Genomic DNA, 16,465 nt, shown 5'->3' with positions numbered 1-16,465 from the left:
ATCACTGCGCCCGATTGTCCCAGGCGCGGGTTCAGTGGGCGAAGTGCGCCTCGTCGGCGAAGCCACCGAGGTCCACCTGGTCCAGCTTGGCCAGCACTTTGACCAGATCGTCGCGCAGCGCGCGGGCCAGGTTCGCCGAGAAACCCTCGCGCACCACCACGCGCAGCACCGCGACGTCGGAGGCGTCGTCCGGCATCGTGTACGCGGGCACCTGCCAGCCGAAGCTGCGCAGCAGCGCCGAGACGTCGAACACCGTGTACTTCGTGCCCTTCACCAGCTTGAATGCCACCACGGGGATGGCCGACCCGTCGGAGATCACCTCGAATTCGGGCATGCCGGCCAGTTCCCGGGCGAACCACTGCGCGGTGTCGGACAGGCAGCGCATCACCTGGATGAAACCTTCCCGGCCCAGCCGCAGGAAGTTGTAATACTGGCCGACCACCTGGTTGCCGGAGCGGGAGAAGTTCAACGTGAAGGTGGGCATGTCACCGCCCAGATAGTTCACCCGGAAGACCAGATCCTCCGGCAGGTGTTCCGCGTTGCGCCACACCACGAAGCCGATGCCCGGGTACGTCAGGCCGTACTTGTGCCCACTGACGTTGATCGAGACCACCCGGGGCAGCCGGAAGTCCCAGGCCACATCGGGGTGCAGGAACGGCACCACGAAGCCGCCGCTGGCAGCGTCGACGTGCACCGGCACGTCGGGTTTGCCCTTCTGGGCTGCGAGGTCGTCGAGCGCGGCGCAGATCTCGGCGACGGGTTCGAGCTCACCGGTGAACGTGGTGCCCAGGATGGCCACGACGCCGATGGTGTCCTCGTCGACCGCGTCGAGCACCTGTTGCGGGGTGATGACGTAGCGCCCCTCCTCCATCGGGAGGTAGCGGGCCTCGACATCGAAGTACCGGCAGAACTTCTCCCACACCACCTGCACGTTGGAGCCCATCACCATGTTGGGGGTGCGCGTCTTCCAGCCGTCGCCCTTCTGCCCGCCGACCCGTTCGCGCCACCGCCACTTCATCGCCAGACCCGCCAGCATCACCGCCTCGCTGGACCCGACCGTGGACACCCCGATCCCGGTCGACGGGTCGTCATCGCGTAGCCCCTCCGCGTGGAACAGATCGGCCACCATGCACACACAGCGCTGCTCGATGGCCGCGGTCACGGGGTATTCGTCCTTGTCGATCATGTTCTTGTCGAACGTCTCCGACATGAGTAGGCCGGCCTCGGGGTCCATCCACGTCGTCACGAACGTGGCCAGGTTGAGGCGCGAGCTGCCGTCCAGCATCAGCTCGTCGTGGATGAACCGATAGGTCTGATCGGGTTCCATCGACTCGTCGGGCAGCCGCAGCGCCGGCACCGGGGTGTTGGACATTCGTCCGCAGTAGGCAGGGGTGAGCGACGAATGACGGGAGATGTTGGGCATGGGGTTCTTTCTAGAGGATCGAACCCAACGCCGTGCGCAGATGGGCAAGGATCCGCGACGACGATGTCGGCACCGGCGCCGGGCCGGGGTCGCGGGCGGACATCTCGGCGGCGCGGGAATGCACGTACGCAGCGGCCGCCGCAGCCTCGCCGGGCGGCAGTCCCGCTGCCAGCAGCGCCCCGATGATCCCCGAGAGCACGTCGCCGGAACCGGCGGTGGCCGCCCAGGACTGGCCGGCGACGTTCAAATACGCCGGGCCCCCGGGTTCGGCGATGACGGTGACGTTTCCCTTGAGCAACACGGTGACGCCGAGGCGGTCGGCCAGCCTGCGAGTGTCGGCGACGCGGTCCTGTCCCGGCGGAGATCCGGCCAGCCGGGCGAACTCGCCCGCGTGTGGTGTCAGGACGGTCGGGGCCCGGCGGTTCGCGATCAGTTCGGGGTGTGCGGCCAGCATCGTCAGCCCGTCGGCGTCGACGAGGACGGGAACGTCGGCCTCGAGCGCGAAGCACAGTGCGGCCGCGGCAGTCTCGTCGGTGCCCAGACCGGGGCCGACCACCCAGGACTGGACCCGGCCGGCGGTGGCGTGTCCGGGTGTGGCGATCACCTCGGGCCAGTGCGAAACCACTTCTGCGGCAGCTGTTCCGGCATAGCGGACCATACCCGAGTGGGCGGCCACCGCGGCCCCGGTGCACAGCACCGCCGCGCCCGGGTAGGTCGCCGAACCCGCCATCACACCGGTGACGCCCTGGCTGTACTTGTCGTCGCCGGATCCGGGCACCGGCCAGCGGGCGGCCACGTCACCGGCCTCGAACGCCGCCAGCGGGCTCGGCGGCAGATCCAAACCGATGTCGATCAGCTCGACGCGGCCGCAGTCCCGCAGCGCGTGGACCGGTTTGAGTCCGCCGAACGTGACCGTCACCGCCGGGCTCACGTGCGGGCCGTCGGCCGCACCGGTCCCGACATCGACCCCACTGGGCAGGTCGACGGCGACCACCGGGATGCCCGCCTGCCCGACGGCTGCGAAGACGTCGGCGGCGTTCGGCCGCAGCGGTCCGGAGCCGGAGATCCCGACAACCCCGTCGATGACCAGGTCGGTTGCCGCAGGGAGCTTTTCGACGATGCGGCCACCCGCACGCCGAAACGCGGTGAGCGCTTTGGGATGTGCCTTGTCGGGGTTGAGCAGGATCGCGGACGCCCAGGCGCCGCGACGTCGCAGCAATGTCGCCGCCCACAGCGCGTCGCCGCCGTTGTCTCCCGAGCCGACGACCGCGCAGACGTTCCTGCCGGCCACGGCGCCGAGTTCCCGGGCGATCGCGGTAGCCAGGCCGAACGCGGCGCGGCGCATCAGCACGCCGTCGGGAAGCGCGGCCAGCAACGGCTCTTCGGCAGCCCTGATCGCCTCGGCGGAGTAGTAGTACCGCATCTTCCCCACGCTAGTCGGCCGGCGGATTCGCCACGGGCGTCGATGGGTACTTTTCTGCCATGACGAATCGTCAGCTGATCGAGGAGCTACTCGAACTCGAACACGCCGGGTGGAAGTCGCTGTGCGAGGGCAGCGGCGACCGGTTCTACGGCGGACTGATGACCGGCGACGCGGTGATGGTGCTCGCCAACGGCGCGGTGATGGACCGCGACACCGTCACCTCGGCGCTCGGGCAGTCACCGCCGTGGGAACGCTACGAGATCGAGGACGTCCGGCTGATCGAGGTGGCACCCGACACCGCCGCTCTGGTCTACACCGGGAAGGGCTGGCGAGACGGCCAGCAGGCGCCGTTCGTGGGCGCGATGTCCTCGGTGTACCACCGCGCGGCGGGCGGCTGGAAGCTGGTGCTCTACCAGCAGTCCGCCGTGAGCTGAGGGCGCGGTCAGCGCTCGCAGCCCTGCTGCGCATCCTCGACGGATGAATACAGATCGATGATCTCGTCGAGGCGCATCAGCTGCAGCGGCCGGCTCGTGGCGGGCCCCTCGGCCACCACCCGTAGTGACAGGTCCGTCGATGCAGTGAGCCGATGGGTCTCGACGAGCACGCTGATCCCCGCAGAGGACAAGAACTCCACGCCGGTCAGGTCGACGATCACCACCGACGTCGAGATCGGACTCGACAGAGCCACGTCGAGGTGGGTGCCGAGCGTGGGTGCGGTGAGCACGTCCAGGTCCCCTGTGACGCGCAGAACCAACGTCTCACCGTCACGATGCGGGCAGACGGTGAACCTGCCGCGTCGATCGTGTTCGATTCCAGTCATCTTCCAGTCCCCCGGACCTGTGCAGAAGCGTCCCAGGGCGGGCGCAAGCGCCATCCAGCCCCAGCTCACGCCGTCGGGCCGCATAAGATGCGGTTCTTACTTTTCTTATCGAACACACAGTCTTCAGCGTTAGCGCCGCCACGCAGAATTCGACCGCGGGCGGGTGCCAACGCGCGGATAAGCGCAGGTCAGTATGTCCGGGAAAGAATGGGTCACACTTTCGGCGACAGTTCGGGTGTCGTCACGGCAGCCTCACCTGTCCACCGCGTCCCAGAATCGGTGTGCGCACTCGGTGATCTGTTCGGCGCACTCGCCGTTGATCGCGTGGGTCGCGTCGCGGTGGACCTCGATGTGACCGTGGGGCAACAGCGTCCGCGCCCGACGCGCGGCCCTGGCGGCGTCGAGCATCACGCTACGCCCGCCAAGAAACGCCAGCACCGGGGTTTGCAGGGTGCGCAGTTGCTCGTCGGTGATCGCGGTCGGCGGCGGAAGGCGCAGCACGAAGTCCGTCATCGCGGCGGCGATGAGCCGCGCCTCGGGAAGTGAGTCGTCGGCGGCCTCCCCACCGGACACCCAACTCAGAAACCATCGACGCATCCCCTCGGGCGCGGCAGGCACCGCCATCACCGCCGAGAACGCGAGCGTGCGCAGCGGAATGGGCGCGAACGTGAACACCGGGTCCAGCAGCGTCGCCGACGCCACCCGGGCCGGGAATCGGCATGCGTAGTTGGCCGCGGCCCACCCGCCGATCGACGCGCCCAGCAGGTGAACATGCGGGAGGTCGAGGCCGGCGAGCGTCTCCTCGAGCCACTGGGCCTGATCCTGCGCGCTGGTGATGGGCGCGGTCTGCACGCTGCGGCCCGCCTCGCCGAGCAGGTCGAGCGAGTAGACGGTGCGCCGGGCCGTCAGACCGGGCAGGTTGGCGCGCCACATCGGGGTCGAGGCGTTGCGTCCCGGCAACAGCACCACCGGCGTCGACCCGGAGCTGTCACCGAACCGGTACGCGCGTACCGATCCGAACGACGTCTCGACGTCGGCCGCGGCGCCGAACGCGGGTAGCTGTGCCATCGCGGCGTCGTAGGCGGCCAGGAAGTGCACGCGCGCACCGTCGCTGCGGAAATACCCGACCCCGGCCACGGGCACTACTCGACGGTGACCGACTTCGCCAGGTTGCGCGGCTTGTCGACGTCGTACCCCCGGGCCTGGGCGACACCGGCGGCGAACACCTGTAGCGGGATCGTCGACAGCAGCGGCTGGTAAAGGGTTGGCACGGAGGGGATTTCGATCAAATGATCGGCGTACGGCCGTACCGTGTCGTCGCCTTCCTCGGCGATGACGATCGTGATGGCACCGCGGGCCTGGATCTCCCGGATGTTCGACAACAGCTTCGAGTGCAGCATCGCCGCGTTTTTCGGTGACGGCATCACGACGATGACCGGCAGGTCGTCCTCGATCAGAGCGATCGGGCCGTGTTTGAGTTCGCCGGCCGCGAACCCCTCGGCGTGCATGTAGGCCAGCTCCTTGAGCTTGAGCGCACCTTCGAGGGCGACCGGGTATCCCACATGGCGACCGAGGAACAGCACGGTCTGCGACGGGGCGAACCGGTGAGCGAGCGCCACGACGGGGTCCGTGGTGGCTAGCACCCGCGAGATCAAGTCCGGCATCGCCTCCAGATCGGCGTACTCACGTGCCACCTCGTCCGGGTACTTGGTGCCGCGCGCCTGCGCAAGTGCCAGTCCGACAAGGTAACTGGCGGCGATCTGCGCCAGGAACGTCTTGGTCGACGCCACGCCGATCTCCGGACCCGCCCGGGTGTAGAGCACCGCGTCACATTCCCGCGGGATCTGGCTGCCATTGGTGTTGCAGATGGCGAGCACCTTGGCCTTCTGCTCCTTGGCGTGCCGCACCGCCTCGAGCGTGTCGGCCGTCTCGCCGGACTGCGAGATCGCCACCACCAGCGTGTGACTGTCCAGAACCGGGTCGCGGTAACGGAACTCGCTGGCGAGCTCGACCTCGACCGGCAGCCGGGTCCAGTGCTCGATCGCGTACTTGGCCAGCAGCCCGGAGTGGAACGCGGTACCGCAGGCGACGATGAAGACCTTGTCGATCTCGCGCAGTTCCTGATCGGACAGCCGCTGCTCGTCGAGAACGATGCGGTTGTCGATGAAGTGGCCGAGCAGCGTGTCGGAGACGGCGGCGGGCTGCTCGGCGATCTCCTTGAGCATGAAGTACTCGTAGCCACCCTTTTCGGCGGCCGAGGTGTCCCAGTCGATGTGGAAGTTCCGGTAGTCCTTCGACGGATCAGCGGGGATGCCATCAAAATTGGTGATGCGGTAGCCGTCGGCGGTGACCACGACCGCCTGATCCTGGCCGAGCTCGACTGCCTCGCGGGTGTGCTCGATGAACGCCGAGACGTCCGAGCCGACGAACATCTCCCCGTCGCCGACCCCGAGCACCAGCGGCGTGGAGCGGCGGGCGGCCACGATGGTTCCCGGCTCGTCGGCGTGGGCGAACACCAGCGTGAAATGCCCTTCGAGCCGGCGCAGCACCGACAGCGCCGCGGCCGCGAAGTCCCCGGCGTGCTCACCGCCGGCGAATTCGCGCGCGACCATGTGCACTGCCACTTCGGTGTCGGTGTCGCTGGCGAACTCCACCCCGAAGCCCTCGAGTTCCGCACGCAGCGCGGCGTGGTTCTCGATGATGCCGTTGTGGACCACCGCCACCTTGCCGGAAGCGTCACGGTGCGGGTGCGCATTGCGGTCGGTCGGCCTGCCGTGGGTGGCCCACCGGGTGTGTCCGAGCCCGGTGGCACCGACGAGCTGATCAGGCCCGGCCTCACCGAGCGCACTCTCCAGGTTGGCCAGGCGGCCCGCCTTGCGGCGCACGGTGAGACCCCCGTGACCGTCGAGGAGCGCCACGCCGGCCGAGTCGTAGCCCCGGTACTCCATGCGCCGTAGCGCGTCGACGACGATGGCGCAGGCAGGGCGCTGCCCGACGTAGCCGACGATTCCACACATAGCCATCCAGGGTAGTGCAGGAATACCGCTGCACCCGGTGGGATACGGTCATCGGGTGGCCCGCACGAAGAAGCTCTTTGGCGCGTTGACCCGCCGTGGTCCACACCGCGTCATGCGCGGTGACCTGGCCTTTGCCGGACTCCCGGGCGTTGTCTACACCCCGGTTGCCGGTAAGAATCTGCCTGGTGTCGCGTTTGCGCACGACTGGATCACATCGGCGGATCGGTACCACGGAACGCTGGAGCATCTGGCGTCCTGGGGAATCGTGGCCGCCGCGCCCAACACCGAGACGGGGCTGGTTCCGTCGGTGCTCAACCTGGCCTACGACGTGGGCACCGCGCTGGACATCATCGCAGGCGTGCGCCTGGGCACCGGAGAGATCAGCGTGCATCCGGCGAAGTTGGGTGTCGCCGGGCACGGGTTCGGCGCCTCGGCGGCGGTGTTCGCCGCGGCGGGCATGTCGGCCAAACCCCGCGCGGTCTTCGCCGCGTATCCGCTGGTCACCAGGCCGTCGGCGGAGGAGCCCGGTGCGGGGCTGTCGGTGCCCGGGCTGATCCTGGTGGATCCCGGGGACCCGATGACCTTGCGTTCCAATGCCGTCGAACTGGCCCGCTCATGGAAGACGGCCACGCTGCGCACCACCTCCAAGACCAAGGCCGGTGGCCTCGTCGAAGGCCGCCGTCTCGCCCCGGTGGTCGGGCTGCCGGGCGCCGACAAGGGCACCCAGAAGATCGTTCGGGCGCTGATGACCGGCTACCTGCTTCACATGCTGACCGACGACAAGGACTACAAGGACTTCGCCGACCCCGAGGTCGAGTTGCCGAAGGCACCGGTGATGGATCCGTTCGCCGACGATCCCGTCGACCTCGAGAACAAGGTCGTCGCGCTGCTGAAGCCCTGACCGGATACCCCCAACCAACTGGTTGGGTGTATACCTGACAAATGCGCAAGCCGATGCGGACAGGCATCTTTCTCAGCTACGCCGGCGGTTTCCTCGATGCGGTCGACGAGGTGGTCGAGCTCGAGAAGATCGGGGTGGACATCGCCTTGGTCGCCGAGGCGTACTCCTACGACGCCGTGAGCCAGCTGGGCTTTCTGGCGGCCCGGACATCGCGGATCGAGCTGGGCACCGGCGTCGTCCCGATCTACTCCCGGACGCCGGCGTTGATGGCGATGACGGCCGCCGGCCTCGACTACGTCTCCGACGGCCGGTTCCGGCTCGGCCTGGGAACGTCCGGACCGCAGGTCGTCGAGGGTTTCCATGGGGTGCCGTTCGACGCGCCGCTGGGGCGCACCCGCGAGGTCGTCGAGATCTGCCGCCAGGTGTGGCGGCGCGAGCGCGTCGCCTATGACGGCAAGTACTACCAGGTTCCGCTGCCGGCCGAGCGCGGCACTGGTCTCGGCAAGCCGCTGAAGCTGATCAATCACCCAGTCCGCGAACAGATCCCGATCACCATCGCGGCCCTCGGACCCAAGAACGTCGAGTTGACCGCCGAGATCGCCGAGGGCTGGCAGCCGGTGTTCTTCTACCCGGAGAAGGCCGACGAGGTCTGGGGAGCGGCACTGCGCGCGGGCGCCGCCAAACGCGACCCGGCGCTGGGTCCACTGGATGTCATGGTCAGCGCGAGCCTGGCGATCGGCGACGACATGGACGACCGGTTGGCCTGGGCCAAGCCACAATTGGCGCTATACATCGGCGGAATGGGCGCGCGCGGGCGCAACTTCTACCACAACCTGGCCACCCGTTACGGCTACGGCGACGTCGCCGACCACATCCAGGATCTCTATCTCGCCGGCAAGAAGGCCGAAGCCATCGAGGCCGTACCCGACGAGCTCGTCCGGCAGGTGTCATTGGTGGGCCCTCGCGGATTCGTCGAGGAACGGGTGGCCGCGTTCGCCGAGGCGGGCGTGACAACGCTGCTGGTCCACCCGCTCACCGGTGACCGAAGGGAGACCGTGGCGTTCGTGGAGGAATTACAGTCGCTGTTATGACGGAGCTCTCCGACGACGTGATCGCCTTCCTCGCTCAGGGCACTCGCACCGCCAAGCTCGGCTACGTCGCATCGGACGGCAGGCCCTTGGTCGCGCCGGTGTGGTTCATCGTCGACGGGCACCAGCTGGTCTTCAACACCGGGCGGGACACCGCCAAGGGACGTGCACTGGCCCGTGATCCGCGCGTGGTGATCTGCGTCGACGACGAGCGTCCACCCTTCTCGTTCGTGCAGATCCAGGGCACCGCGGCCATCGGCGAGGACCCGGCCGAGGTGCTGGACACCGCAACCCGCATCGGCGGTCGTTACATGGGCGCGGACCGGGCCGAGGAGTTCGGGCGCCGCAACGGTGTCCCGGGCGAGTTGGTGGTTCGGGTGACGCCTACGAAGGTGCTCAAGGCGTTCGACCTGGCGAACTGACCGTCAGGCCTCGATCCCGCCGGTGAGGATGGCGGCGAGCTCGCGGTAGGCGTCCGCGTCGTCGAGTCCGGTGCTCTCCCGCACCACGCGCTGCTGGATCCGCACCATGACCGCAGCCACCAGGTCGGCGGCGAATGCGGCGTGCACGTCGCGGAAGTCCCCTGCTGCAACGCCTTCGGCGATCAACTCCTGCACCCGACGCGCGGCGATCCGGGTGTTCTGCTCGTACACCGCGCGTGCGGGGACGAAGGCGTCGAGGTCGACCATGAACTGGTCCGATGCGGGATCCAGCGCGGTCCCCACCGCGGACAGGTAGGCGGCGATGCGGGCGCGGGCCCCCGATGCCGCCGCCACCTGCGCCTCGACGAACTCTGTCGCCGAACGGAAGAAGTGCACGGTGGCCGCCTGCACCAACTGCTCCTTGCTGCCGGCCAGCGTGTAGAGCGTCGACTTCGAACATCGCAGTCTCGCGGCGATGTCGTCGAGGGTGAGGTGAGCGAAGCCCTCGGACAGCAACAGGTCGGTCAGCGAGTCGAACAACTCGGTACGCCGCCTGGTGGCGAACGCGGGCCTGGTCATGGCAGCAACAGTACTGTAATAGGTCCTGTAGTACTGTTTCCGGTATGGCTGTGGACCGTCTGCTCCCCTCCGACGAAGCACACGAGCTGATCGAGCTCGCCCGTCAGATCTGTGACAAGGTCCTCGACCCGATCGTCGATCAACACGAGAGAGACGAGGCCTACCCGTCGGGGGTGTTCGCGACGCTCGGCGACGCAGGGCTGTTGAGCCTGCCGTACCCCGAACAGTGGGGCGGCGGCAGTCAGCCCTATGAGGTGTATCTGCAGGTGCTCGAAGAGATCGCTGCCCGCTGGGCTGCGGTTGCCGTCGCGGTCAGCGTCCACAGCCTGTCGTGTCATCCACTTTTCGCCTTCGGCACGCCCGAGCAACAGCAACGCTGGCTGCCCGAGATGCTCGGCGGGTCCACAGTAGGCGCCTACAGCCTCTCCGAACCACAGGCCGGCTCCGACGCCGCCGCACTGACCTGCAAGGCCACTGCCGCCGACGACGGCTACACGATCACCGGCGCGAAGGCCTGGATCACCCACGGCGGCATCGCAGACTTCTACAACCTGTTCGCCCGCACCGGTGAAGGCTCGCAAGGTATTTCCTGCTTTCTGGTCGCGAAGGACACCCCCGGCCTGACTTTCGGCAGGCCCGAGGAGAAGATGGGCCTGCACGCGGTGCCCACCACCGCCGCGCACTACGACGATGCGTTCGTCGACGCCGGCCGTCGCATCGGCACCGAAGGTCAAGGTCTGCAGATCGCCTTCAGCGCCTTGGACTCCGGACGCCTCGGGATCGCCGCGGTGGCCACCGGCCTGGCCCAGGCGGCGCTCGACGATGCGGTGAACTACAGCCAGGAACGAACCACGTTCGGCCGCAAGATCATCGATCACCAGGGGTTGGCGTTTGTGCTCGCCGACATGGCCGCAGCCGTGGACTCGGCTCGGGCCACCTACCTCGACGCCGCCCGACGGCGCGACGCCGGCCTGCCGTACTCGCGTCAGGCTTCGGTGGCCAAGCTGGTCGCCACCGACGCAGCCATGAAGGTGACCACCGACGCGGTCCAGGTGTTCGGCGGCGCCGGCTACACCCGTGACTACCGCGTCGAGCGGTACATGCGAGAAGCCAAGATCATGCAGATCTTCGAGGGCACCAACCAGATTCAGCGGTTGGTGATCAGCCGGCACCTGGCTCGTTGACCGCCGCGGCGGGCAGATCTCCGACCTGGGGCAGTTCGTCCGCGGCGATGGCGCAGGGAGTCTGCTCGGCCGCCACTGGGTCGGCCGGTGGCATATCGACCGGCGGCAACGGTTCAGCAGGCGGCGGGGCGGCCGTCGGGGCCGGTGGCGGTTCCGCGAAAACCTCCTCGGGTTCCGCGCATTCGTCCGCCTCCGGCTCAGCTGCGATGACGGTTTCCTCGACAGGCTCGTCGCCCACGATGTCGGCTTCCTCGACCTCTTCGTCGGCTTCCTCCTCGGCTTCCTCCTCGGGACCCTCGTCGTCGACGGTGTCCTCGAGGTCAGGGACATCGAGTTCGGGCGGGTCCGGGACAGCACCGTCCAACCCACCACCTCCCAACAACCCGCCGAGCGTGTCGGCGAACTGCTGTCCGAGACCCGACAGTCCACCGCCGAGATCCGGCATGCCGGTGCCCATGCCAGCCAGGGGCGGCGTCGGCGGCATCGAGGGAGCCGCAGGCACCGGCGCAACCGGTGGAGTCGACTGCTCTGCGACACCTGACGGCACCGCCGCCGCCGGGGCGGGCACCGTGGCCGCGGCCGGGGCGGTCCACGCCGCGGGTGCGGGTGCGGGTGCGACGCTGTCCTCACATCGGGGTCTGTCATCACAGACGGTGGCAGGCGGTGCGCTCCACCGCGGACCGAGGTCTCCTGGCACTTCGAACGCCGGCGTCCGCTCGGCCACCATCTCGGCGGTCGCGCGCTGGTAGGCGTCGGCGACCGAGGACATCGCGGTGCGCAGAGCGGTGAGCGCCTGATTCCGGACTTCGTTGTCCACAAACGGTTTGACGGCCTGATCGATCATCTCGGCGGCTGTTGCCCGGTCCCCCGCGCCGGTCGTCACCGTGGAAGCGGCTGCCAGCCAATCCGCACGTTGTGCTTGCGTGGCGTTCTCGATCGTGACCACCGCTTCCACCTTCGTGTCCACCGCTTGCCACAGGCACTCCCGCAGCGCGCCCACCGCCTCGGCTGCGGTACGCACCGCCGTCGCCGCGGCCACCGCCGCTTCGCGGTGCCGCTGCAGAAAGCCTCGTGAAGCTTCTGCGCCGGCACCCTGCCACGCTTCCGCAAGTGCGGTGAGCTGCCGGTCCTGAACCGCCAGCGCATCCTGAGAAGCCTCGGCGGCAGCCTGCAAAGCCAGCTGATCACTGTGCAGCACAGCAAGATCCATGCCGTCCTCGCTGCCGTACCAGTCCCGCAACTGGCCGGGGTGCAGCGTCATGTCGGGATGCTGGTAACCGAGTTGACGGCAGGCCCACACGTACTGCTGCAGGATGTCGACGGCAGGTCGCCCATCGGCCAACCGTGACGGAACATCGAACGCCTCGGCCATCGCTGCGGCCTACCCCAGCCGTCCGGCGGCATGCGCGTCGACGTCCTGGTAGCGGTCCACCGACGCGCGCAACGCCCCGGCGATCTCGCCGGCCGCCCGTGACCACTGCCGCAGCGACGTGACGACGTCGTCCACGGCGGCGCGGAGTGTGTCCCCATGGGCGAGATGAGCGCGCCCGGCGGAGGGCGCCCCGAAAGCGAGCTCACCGAGATGGATTCGGACAGCGGCGTCCACGATCGACGACACCGTCTCGTATTCACGCGCTATCGCGCGCACCGCATCCACGTCGACGCGCGCAGCGTCTGTATACCCCATATGGGATTGGACGCCGGAGAGGCCCAGTCGGTTCCTACCCGTTTCGCGAAGTCAGCCCTGTGCGCTGACCGACTCCGCGACCCGCACCGCCATCTGTCGGGCAGTGTCCTCGTCGACGGCTTCGACCATGACGCGGACCACTTGTTCGGTTCCCGAGGGGCGCAACAGGATCCGCCCGGTGTCGCCGAGTTCTGCGGTCACCCGGGCCACCGCTTCCCGCACCGCCGGAGCGTCGGCAACCGTGGCCTTGTCCGACACGTTGACGTTGATCAGCACCTGCGGCAACGTCTTCATCGGCGCCGCGAGCTCGGCGAGACTGCGCCGGGTCTGCGCCATCCGCGACATCAGCCGCAGCCCGGTGACGATGCCGTCCCCGGTGGTACCGAACGCGGGCATCACCAGGTGACCGGACTGCTCCCCTCCGATCGAGAACTGACCGGCCCGGAGCTCTTCGAGCACGTAGCGGTCGCCGACACCGGTGGTCCGGACGTCGATACCCGCCGAGCGCATCGCCATGTGCAGGCCGAGGTTGCTCATCACGGTGGCGACCAGGGTGTCGGAGGCGAGTTCCCCCGCCTCGTGCATGGCCAGCGCCAACACCACCATGATCGCGTCACCGTCGATGACACGGCCGTGGCGGTCCACAGCAAGGCAGCGGTCGGCGTCGCCGTCGTGGGCCAGGCCGAGGTCGGCGCCGTAGGACACCACGGCCGAGCGCAGCGCCTCCATGTGCGTCGAGCCGCACCCGTCGTTGATGTTCAAACCGTCCGGCTCGGCATGGATCGGGATCACGTTGGCGCCGGCGGCCCGGTAGGCACGCGGGGCCGCATCCCACGCCGCGCCGTGTGCACAGTCGACGACGACGGTCAGCTCCTCGAGCCGGGTGGTGGCGGCCTTTCCCGCGTGCCGCAGGTACCGCTCCAACGCGTCGTCGGCCCGCACGACGCGGCCGATGCCGGCGCCGGCGGGCCTCGTCCCGGGACCCTGACGGACCAGATCCTCGATGCGATCCTCGGTTGCGTCGTCGAGCTTGTGCCCGCCGGGGCCGAAGATCTTGATGCCGTTGTCGGGCATCGGGTTGTGCGACGCCGAGATCATGACACCGAAGTCGGCATCGTAGGCGCTGGTCAGATACGCGACCGCCGGTGTGGGCAGCACACCGACCCGCAGCGCGTCCACGCCTTCGCTCGTCACCCCGGCGATCACCGCCGCCTCGAGCATCTCGCCGCTGGCGCGCGGATCTCGCCCGACCACGGCAACCCGCCTGCGGGTCTCACCGGTGCGGAGCAGTCGACGGGCCGCCGCGCCACCCAGGGCCATCGCCAACTCGGCGGTCAGTTCCTGGTTGGCGACCCCGCGCACACCGTCGGTGCCGAACAGTCGAGCCATGGGAGACAACCTCTCACAAATAGTGGTTTGAGGGCCAACCGCAGCTCTCGGCGTCCGTCCCGGCACCGAACCGATATCCGGGCGAGATCTCACCCTGCTGAGGCGGACCTACTCGCCTTCGGCTGCCTCCTCCTCGGCTGCCTCTTCCTCGGCTCCCGGAACGGCCGGAGCCTCGGATTCCACCGTGGACTCCGTCGGCGTCGACTGCACCGGCACCTCGGAGTTCTGGACGATCAGCACATCCGGGCACACCTCCACGGAAGCACCGTCGGTGTCAACCTGCTGCGCCACCCCCGCAACACTCGCAGGGTCGCCGCCGCAGACCTCGGTGACAGCTGCTGCTGCCTCCTCGAGCGGCACACTGTCCTGCGCTGTCGCGCCGCCGACCAGCACAGACACCACGCCGTCGGAGGTCGCGGGGGACTCCTCCTCGGGTTGTGCATGTGCGACGACCAGCCCGGCGGTGAACAGCAACGACCCGCCCATCACGGCACCGGCCGCGGCGTACCTGACCACCTCGATCTTCACGGCATTCATCGGCCTCTCCTTTCCGTCCATGCGGAGTACCCACCGCGCAGACGACTGACGCCCGGCCACTCGCAGTGCGAGCAGACCGGGCGCCATGCCGTGAACAGATCAGCGCTTGCTGTACTGAGGCGCCTTACGGGCCTTCTTCAGTCCGTACTTCTTGCGCTCGATGGCACGCGGATCGCGGGTGAGGAAGCCGGCCTTCTTCAGCGCGGGCCGGTCCTCCGGCTGCACGATGATGAGCGCGCGGGCGATCGCCAAGCGCAGTGCGCCGGCCTGGCCGGACGGGCCGCCACCGTCGAGGTGGGCGTAGACGTCGAAGCTCTCCAGCCGGTCGACGGTCACCAGCGGGGCCTTGATCAACTGCTGGTGCACCTTGTTGGGGAAATAGTTCTCCAACGAGCGGCCGTCGAGGTTGAACTGGCCGGTGCCGGGCACCAGGCGCACCCGCACCACGGCTTCCTTGCGGCGACCGACGGTCTGGATCGGACGATCCATCACGATGGGCTCGCGCGGAGCCGCCTCGGCTCCGGCGACCACCTCGGTCTCGGAGGTCGCGGCGATGTCAGAGGTCATCTCGGGGGTCTCGGTCACTGGGCCACCTGCTTGATCTCGTACGGAACCGGCTGCTGAGCGGTGTGCGGATGATCGGCACCGACGTAGACCTTCAGCTTCTTCTGGATCTGACGGCCGAGCTTGGTGTGCGGGATCATGCCGACGATGGCCCGCTCGACGACGCGGTCGGCGTGCTTTTCCATCTCGTCGCCGAGGGCCCGCCTGCGCAGCCCACCCGGATATCCCGAGTGGCGGTAAGCGAATTTCTTCTGGAGCTTGTCGCCGCTGATGGCGACCTTGTCTGCGTTGATGACGATGACGAAGTCACCGCCGTCGACATTGGGCGTGAACGTCGGCTTGTGCTTGCCGCGCAGCAGCTTCGCTGCTTCGACGGCGAGCCGGCCGAGCACCACGTCCGTGGCGTCGATGACGTACCACGTGCGTGTGGTGTCACCCGCCTTCGGCGTGTACGTAGGCACAGCGCTTACCCTTCTGTTTCGAGGCCTTCACCTCGGCGTTGGATCCCGGTGTCCCGGGGGCCGGTCAAGCGTGGGCTGTGGACTGCCTCGGCGACCGGCAGGGACCCGAGGCGACCGGCGGCCCGAAGGCCAGCGCACGCCAACGACGCAGCTTACCCGCGGGCGTCACCGCAGGTCAAAACGCCATCGCCAGGGCAGCGGTTAGCGTGTGGACCCGTGAACTCCCCTGCCCGTGATTCGGCCGGTCACGCCGCCCGCCCAGGGCTGGTGGCGCAACTCGCAACACTCGGCGAGTACTTCGCAATTCCTCCGCAGGATGACGGCGAATGGCGGACGCTGCCCGGGTTGCTGAATGAGGTCACGTTGCGCGGTTTCGTAGACCGAACCCGGACGGCGATTGCCGCGGCGTCACGCTGCCAACCCGGTGAAATCCCCCTCCGGCTGGCTGCCTCTTCGTTCCAACTGGGTATCACGGCGCGTCTGTTGTCCCCGGCGGTCGGAGCGGCCAGCTGCTTCGACGCGGTGCCGTTGCTCGGTCCCGACTCGCTGACCTGGCGGCCCACCCCGAAACCCTTTCCGCAGTTCGCCGCGCCACACATCGACTGGGCGGACGGGCCGACACCGGCACGCGCGGCAGAACTGATCAAGGATTCGCTGCTCCGCGGCGTTCTGGGGCCACTGAACGACACCCTGGACCGCCTGCTGTCGCTGCCACCGCAGGTGAGCTGGGGCAACGTGATCTCCGCCGCCAACGGCGCCGTGACGGTCCTGTCGATGTCCCAACCGCACCGCGAGAGCGCCGGTCGCGAGTTGGTGCGGGCGCTGTTGGACATCGAACCGCTCGCCGGAACCGCCACATACACGCAGGGCCGGTTCGTCCGGCGAAGCTGCTGCCTGTTCTATCAGGCACCGCGGGCCGGGCTTTGCGGGGACTGCGTTCTCGGGTCGGCTCCAGACGCTTGACCGTGAC

Annotated in this window: 18 protein-coding genes; 6 read left to right on the top strand and 12 right to left on the bottom strand. The window is 68.5% G+C overall.

Annotation, left to right across the window (positions count from 1 at the left end; genetic code table 11):
- Positions 1 to 31 precede the first annotated feature (31 nt).
- Entirely contained in the window at positions 32 to 1,423 is a 1,392-nt protein-coding gene (gene gad / locus G6N53_RS10805) for a glutamate decarboxylase (RefSeq protein WP_163888454.1), read from the bottom strand.
- 10 nt (positions 1,424 to 1,433) lie between these two features.
- On the bottom strand, positions 1,434 to 2,846 hold the full coding sequence (locus G6N53_RS10800) for an NAD(P)H-hydrate dehydratase (RefSeq protein WP_163888453.1): 1,413 nt from the start codon (positions 2,844 to 2,846) through the stop codon (positions 1,434 to 1,436).
- Positions 2,847 to 2,905: 59 nt separating this feature from the next.
- On the opposite strand from G6N53_RS10800, the gene G6N53_RS10795 reads away from it, so the two are divergent.
- Positions 2,906 to 3,280, top strand: a complete 375-nt coding sequence (locus G6N53_RS10795; RefSeq protein WP_163888452.1) for a nuclear transport factor 2 family protein — start codon at positions 2,906 to 2,908, stop codon at positions 3,278 to 3,280.
- Positions 3,281 to 3,288: 8 nt separating this feature from the next.
- Here G6N53_RS10795 and G6N53_RS10790 read toward each other — a convergent pair whose 3' ends face one another.
- The 3 genes from G6N53_RS10790 to glmS form a co-directional block, all read right to left on the bottom strand.
- Complete coding sequence (locus tag G6N53_RS10790) at positions 3,289 to 3,666, bottom strand: STAS domain-containing protein (protein WP_163888451.1); 378 nt, start codon at positions 3,664 to 3,666, stop codon at positions 3,289 to 3,291.
- A 252-nt stretch (positions 3,667 to 3,918) separates the two neighbouring features.
- Positions 3,919 to 4,809, bottom strand: coding sequence for an alpha/beta fold hydrolase (locus G6N53_RS10785; protein ID WP_308206975.1), 891 nt, complete (start codon positions 4,807 to 4,809; stop codon positions 3,919 to 3,921).
- On the bottom strand, positions 4,809 to 6,683 hold the full coding sequence (gene glmS / locus G6N53_RS10780; protein ID WP_163888450.1) for a glutamine--fructose-6-phosphate transaminase (isomerizing): 1,875 nt from the start codon (positions 6,681 to 6,683) through the stop codon (positions 4,809 to 4,811). Before glmS ends, G6N53_RS10785 begins: the two co-directional genes overlap by 1 nt.
- Positions 6,684 to 6,738: 55 nt before the next feature.
- Here glmS and G6N53_RS10775 point away from each other — a divergent pair, with 55 nt between their 5' ends.
- The 3 genes from G6N53_RS10775 to G6N53_RS10765 are packed head-to-tail and all read left to right on the top strand — an operon-like array spanning position 6,739 to position 9,094.
- A complete protein-coding gene (locus tag G6N53_RS10775; protein ID WP_163888449.1) occupies positions 6,739 to 7,584 on the top strand; it encodes a dienelactone hydrolase family protein in 846 nt (281 codons plus the stop codon).
- A 53-nt stretch (positions 7,585 to 7,637) separates the two neighbouring features.
- Positions 7,638 to 8,675 (top strand): LLM class F420-dependent oxidoreductase, encoded by a 1,038-nt coding sequence (locus tag G6N53_RS10770; protein ID WP_163895744.1) that lies wholly within the window; start codon positions 7,638 to 7,640, stop codon positions 8,673 to 8,675.
- Entirely contained in the window at positions 8,672 to 9,094 is a 423-nt protein-coding gene (locus G6N53_RS10765; protein ID WP_163888448.1) for a PPOX class F420-dependent oxidoreductase, read from the top strand. The genes G6N53_RS10770 and G6N53_RS10765 overlap by 4 nt, the downstream gene beginning before the upstream one ends.
- A 3-nt stretch (positions 9,095 to 9,097) precedes the next feature.
- Here the strand turns inward: G6N53_RS10765 and G6N53_RS10760 are convergent, their stop codons facing one another.
- A complete protein-coding gene (locus tag G6N53_RS10760; RefSeq protein ID WP_163888447.1) occupies positions 9,098 to 9,673 on the bottom strand; it encodes a TetR/AcrR family transcriptional regulator in 576 nt (191 codons plus the stop codon).
- A gap of 44 nt (positions 9,674 to 9,717) precedes the next feature.
- Between G6N53_RS10760 and G6N53_RS10755 the strand changes: the two genes are divergently transcribed.
- Positions 9,718 to 10,857, top strand: a complete 1,140-nt coding sequence (locus G6N53_RS10755; RefSeq protein WP_163888446.1) for an acyl-CoA dehydrogenase family protein — start codon at positions 9,718 to 9,720, stop codon at positions 10,855 to 10,857.
- On the opposite strand, the gene G6N53_RS10750 is transcribed toward G6N53_RS10755, so the two are convergent.
- From G6N53_RS10750 to rplM, 6 genes are all read right to left on the bottom strand, one after another.
- Positions 10,835 to 12,229: a hypothetical protein gene (locus tag G6N53_RS10750; RefSeq protein ID WP_163888445.1), complete on the bottom strand. Its 1,395-nt coding sequence runs from the start codon at positions 12,227 to 12,229 to the stop codon at positions 10,835 to 10,837. The genes G6N53_RS10755 and G6N53_RS10750 overlap by 23 nt on opposite strands.
- Before the next feature lie 9 nt (positions 12,230 to 12,238).
- Entirely contained in the window at positions 12,239 to 12,544 is a 306-nt protein-coding gene (locus tag G6N53_RS10745) for a type VII secretion target (RefSeq protein WP_163888444.1), read from the bottom strand.
- Positions 12,545 to 12,595: 51 nt separating this feature from the next.
- Complete coding sequence (gene glmM / locus G6N53_RS10740; RefSeq protein ID WP_163888443.1) at positions 12,596 to 13,933, bottom strand: phosphoglucosamine mutase; 1,338 nt, start codon at positions 13,931 to 13,933, stop codon at positions 12,596 to 12,598.
- A 108-nt stretch (positions 13,934 to 14,041) separates the two neighbouring features.
- Complete coding sequence (locus G6N53_RS10735; RefSeq protein ID WP_163888442.1) at positions 14,042 to 14,470, bottom strand: hypothetical protein; 429 nt, start codon at positions 14,468 to 14,470, stop codon at positions 14,042 to 14,044.
- Positions 14,471 to 14,569: 99 nt separating this feature from the next.
- On the bottom strand, positions 14,570 to 15,037 hold the full coding sequence (gene rpsI / locus G6N53_RS10730; RefSeq protein WP_163895742.1) for a 30S ribosomal protein S9: 468 nt from the start codon (positions 15,035 to 15,037) through the stop codon (positions 14,570 to 14,572).
- 14 nt (positions 15,038 to 15,051) lie between these two features.
- On the bottom strand, positions 15,052 to 15,495 hold the full coding sequence (gene rplM, locus G6N53_RS10725) for a 50S ribosomal protein L13 (RefSeq protein WP_159233522.1): 444 nt from the start codon (positions 15,493 to 15,495) through the stop codon (positions 15,052 to 15,054).
- Positions 15,496 to 15,711: 216 nt separating this feature from the next.
- Between rplM and G6N53_RS30185 the strand changes: the two genes are divergently transcribed.
- Complete coding sequence (locus tag G6N53_RS30185; protein ID WP_163888441.1) at positions 15,712 to 16,458, top strand: (2Fe-2S)-binding protein; 747 nt, start codon at positions 15,712 to 15,714, stop codon at positions 16,456 to 16,458.
- The last annotated feature ends 7 nt before the right edge of the window (positions 16,459 to 16,465 follow it).

The sequence above is a fragment of the Mycolicibacterium hippocampi genome (assembly GCF_010723735.1).
Taxonomy (GTDB): Bacteria; Actinomycetota; Actinomycetes; order Mycobacteriales; family Mycobacteriaceae; genus Mycobacterium; species Mycobacterium hippocampi.
This window is presented reverse-complemented; position numbering and strand designations above follow the sequence as displayed.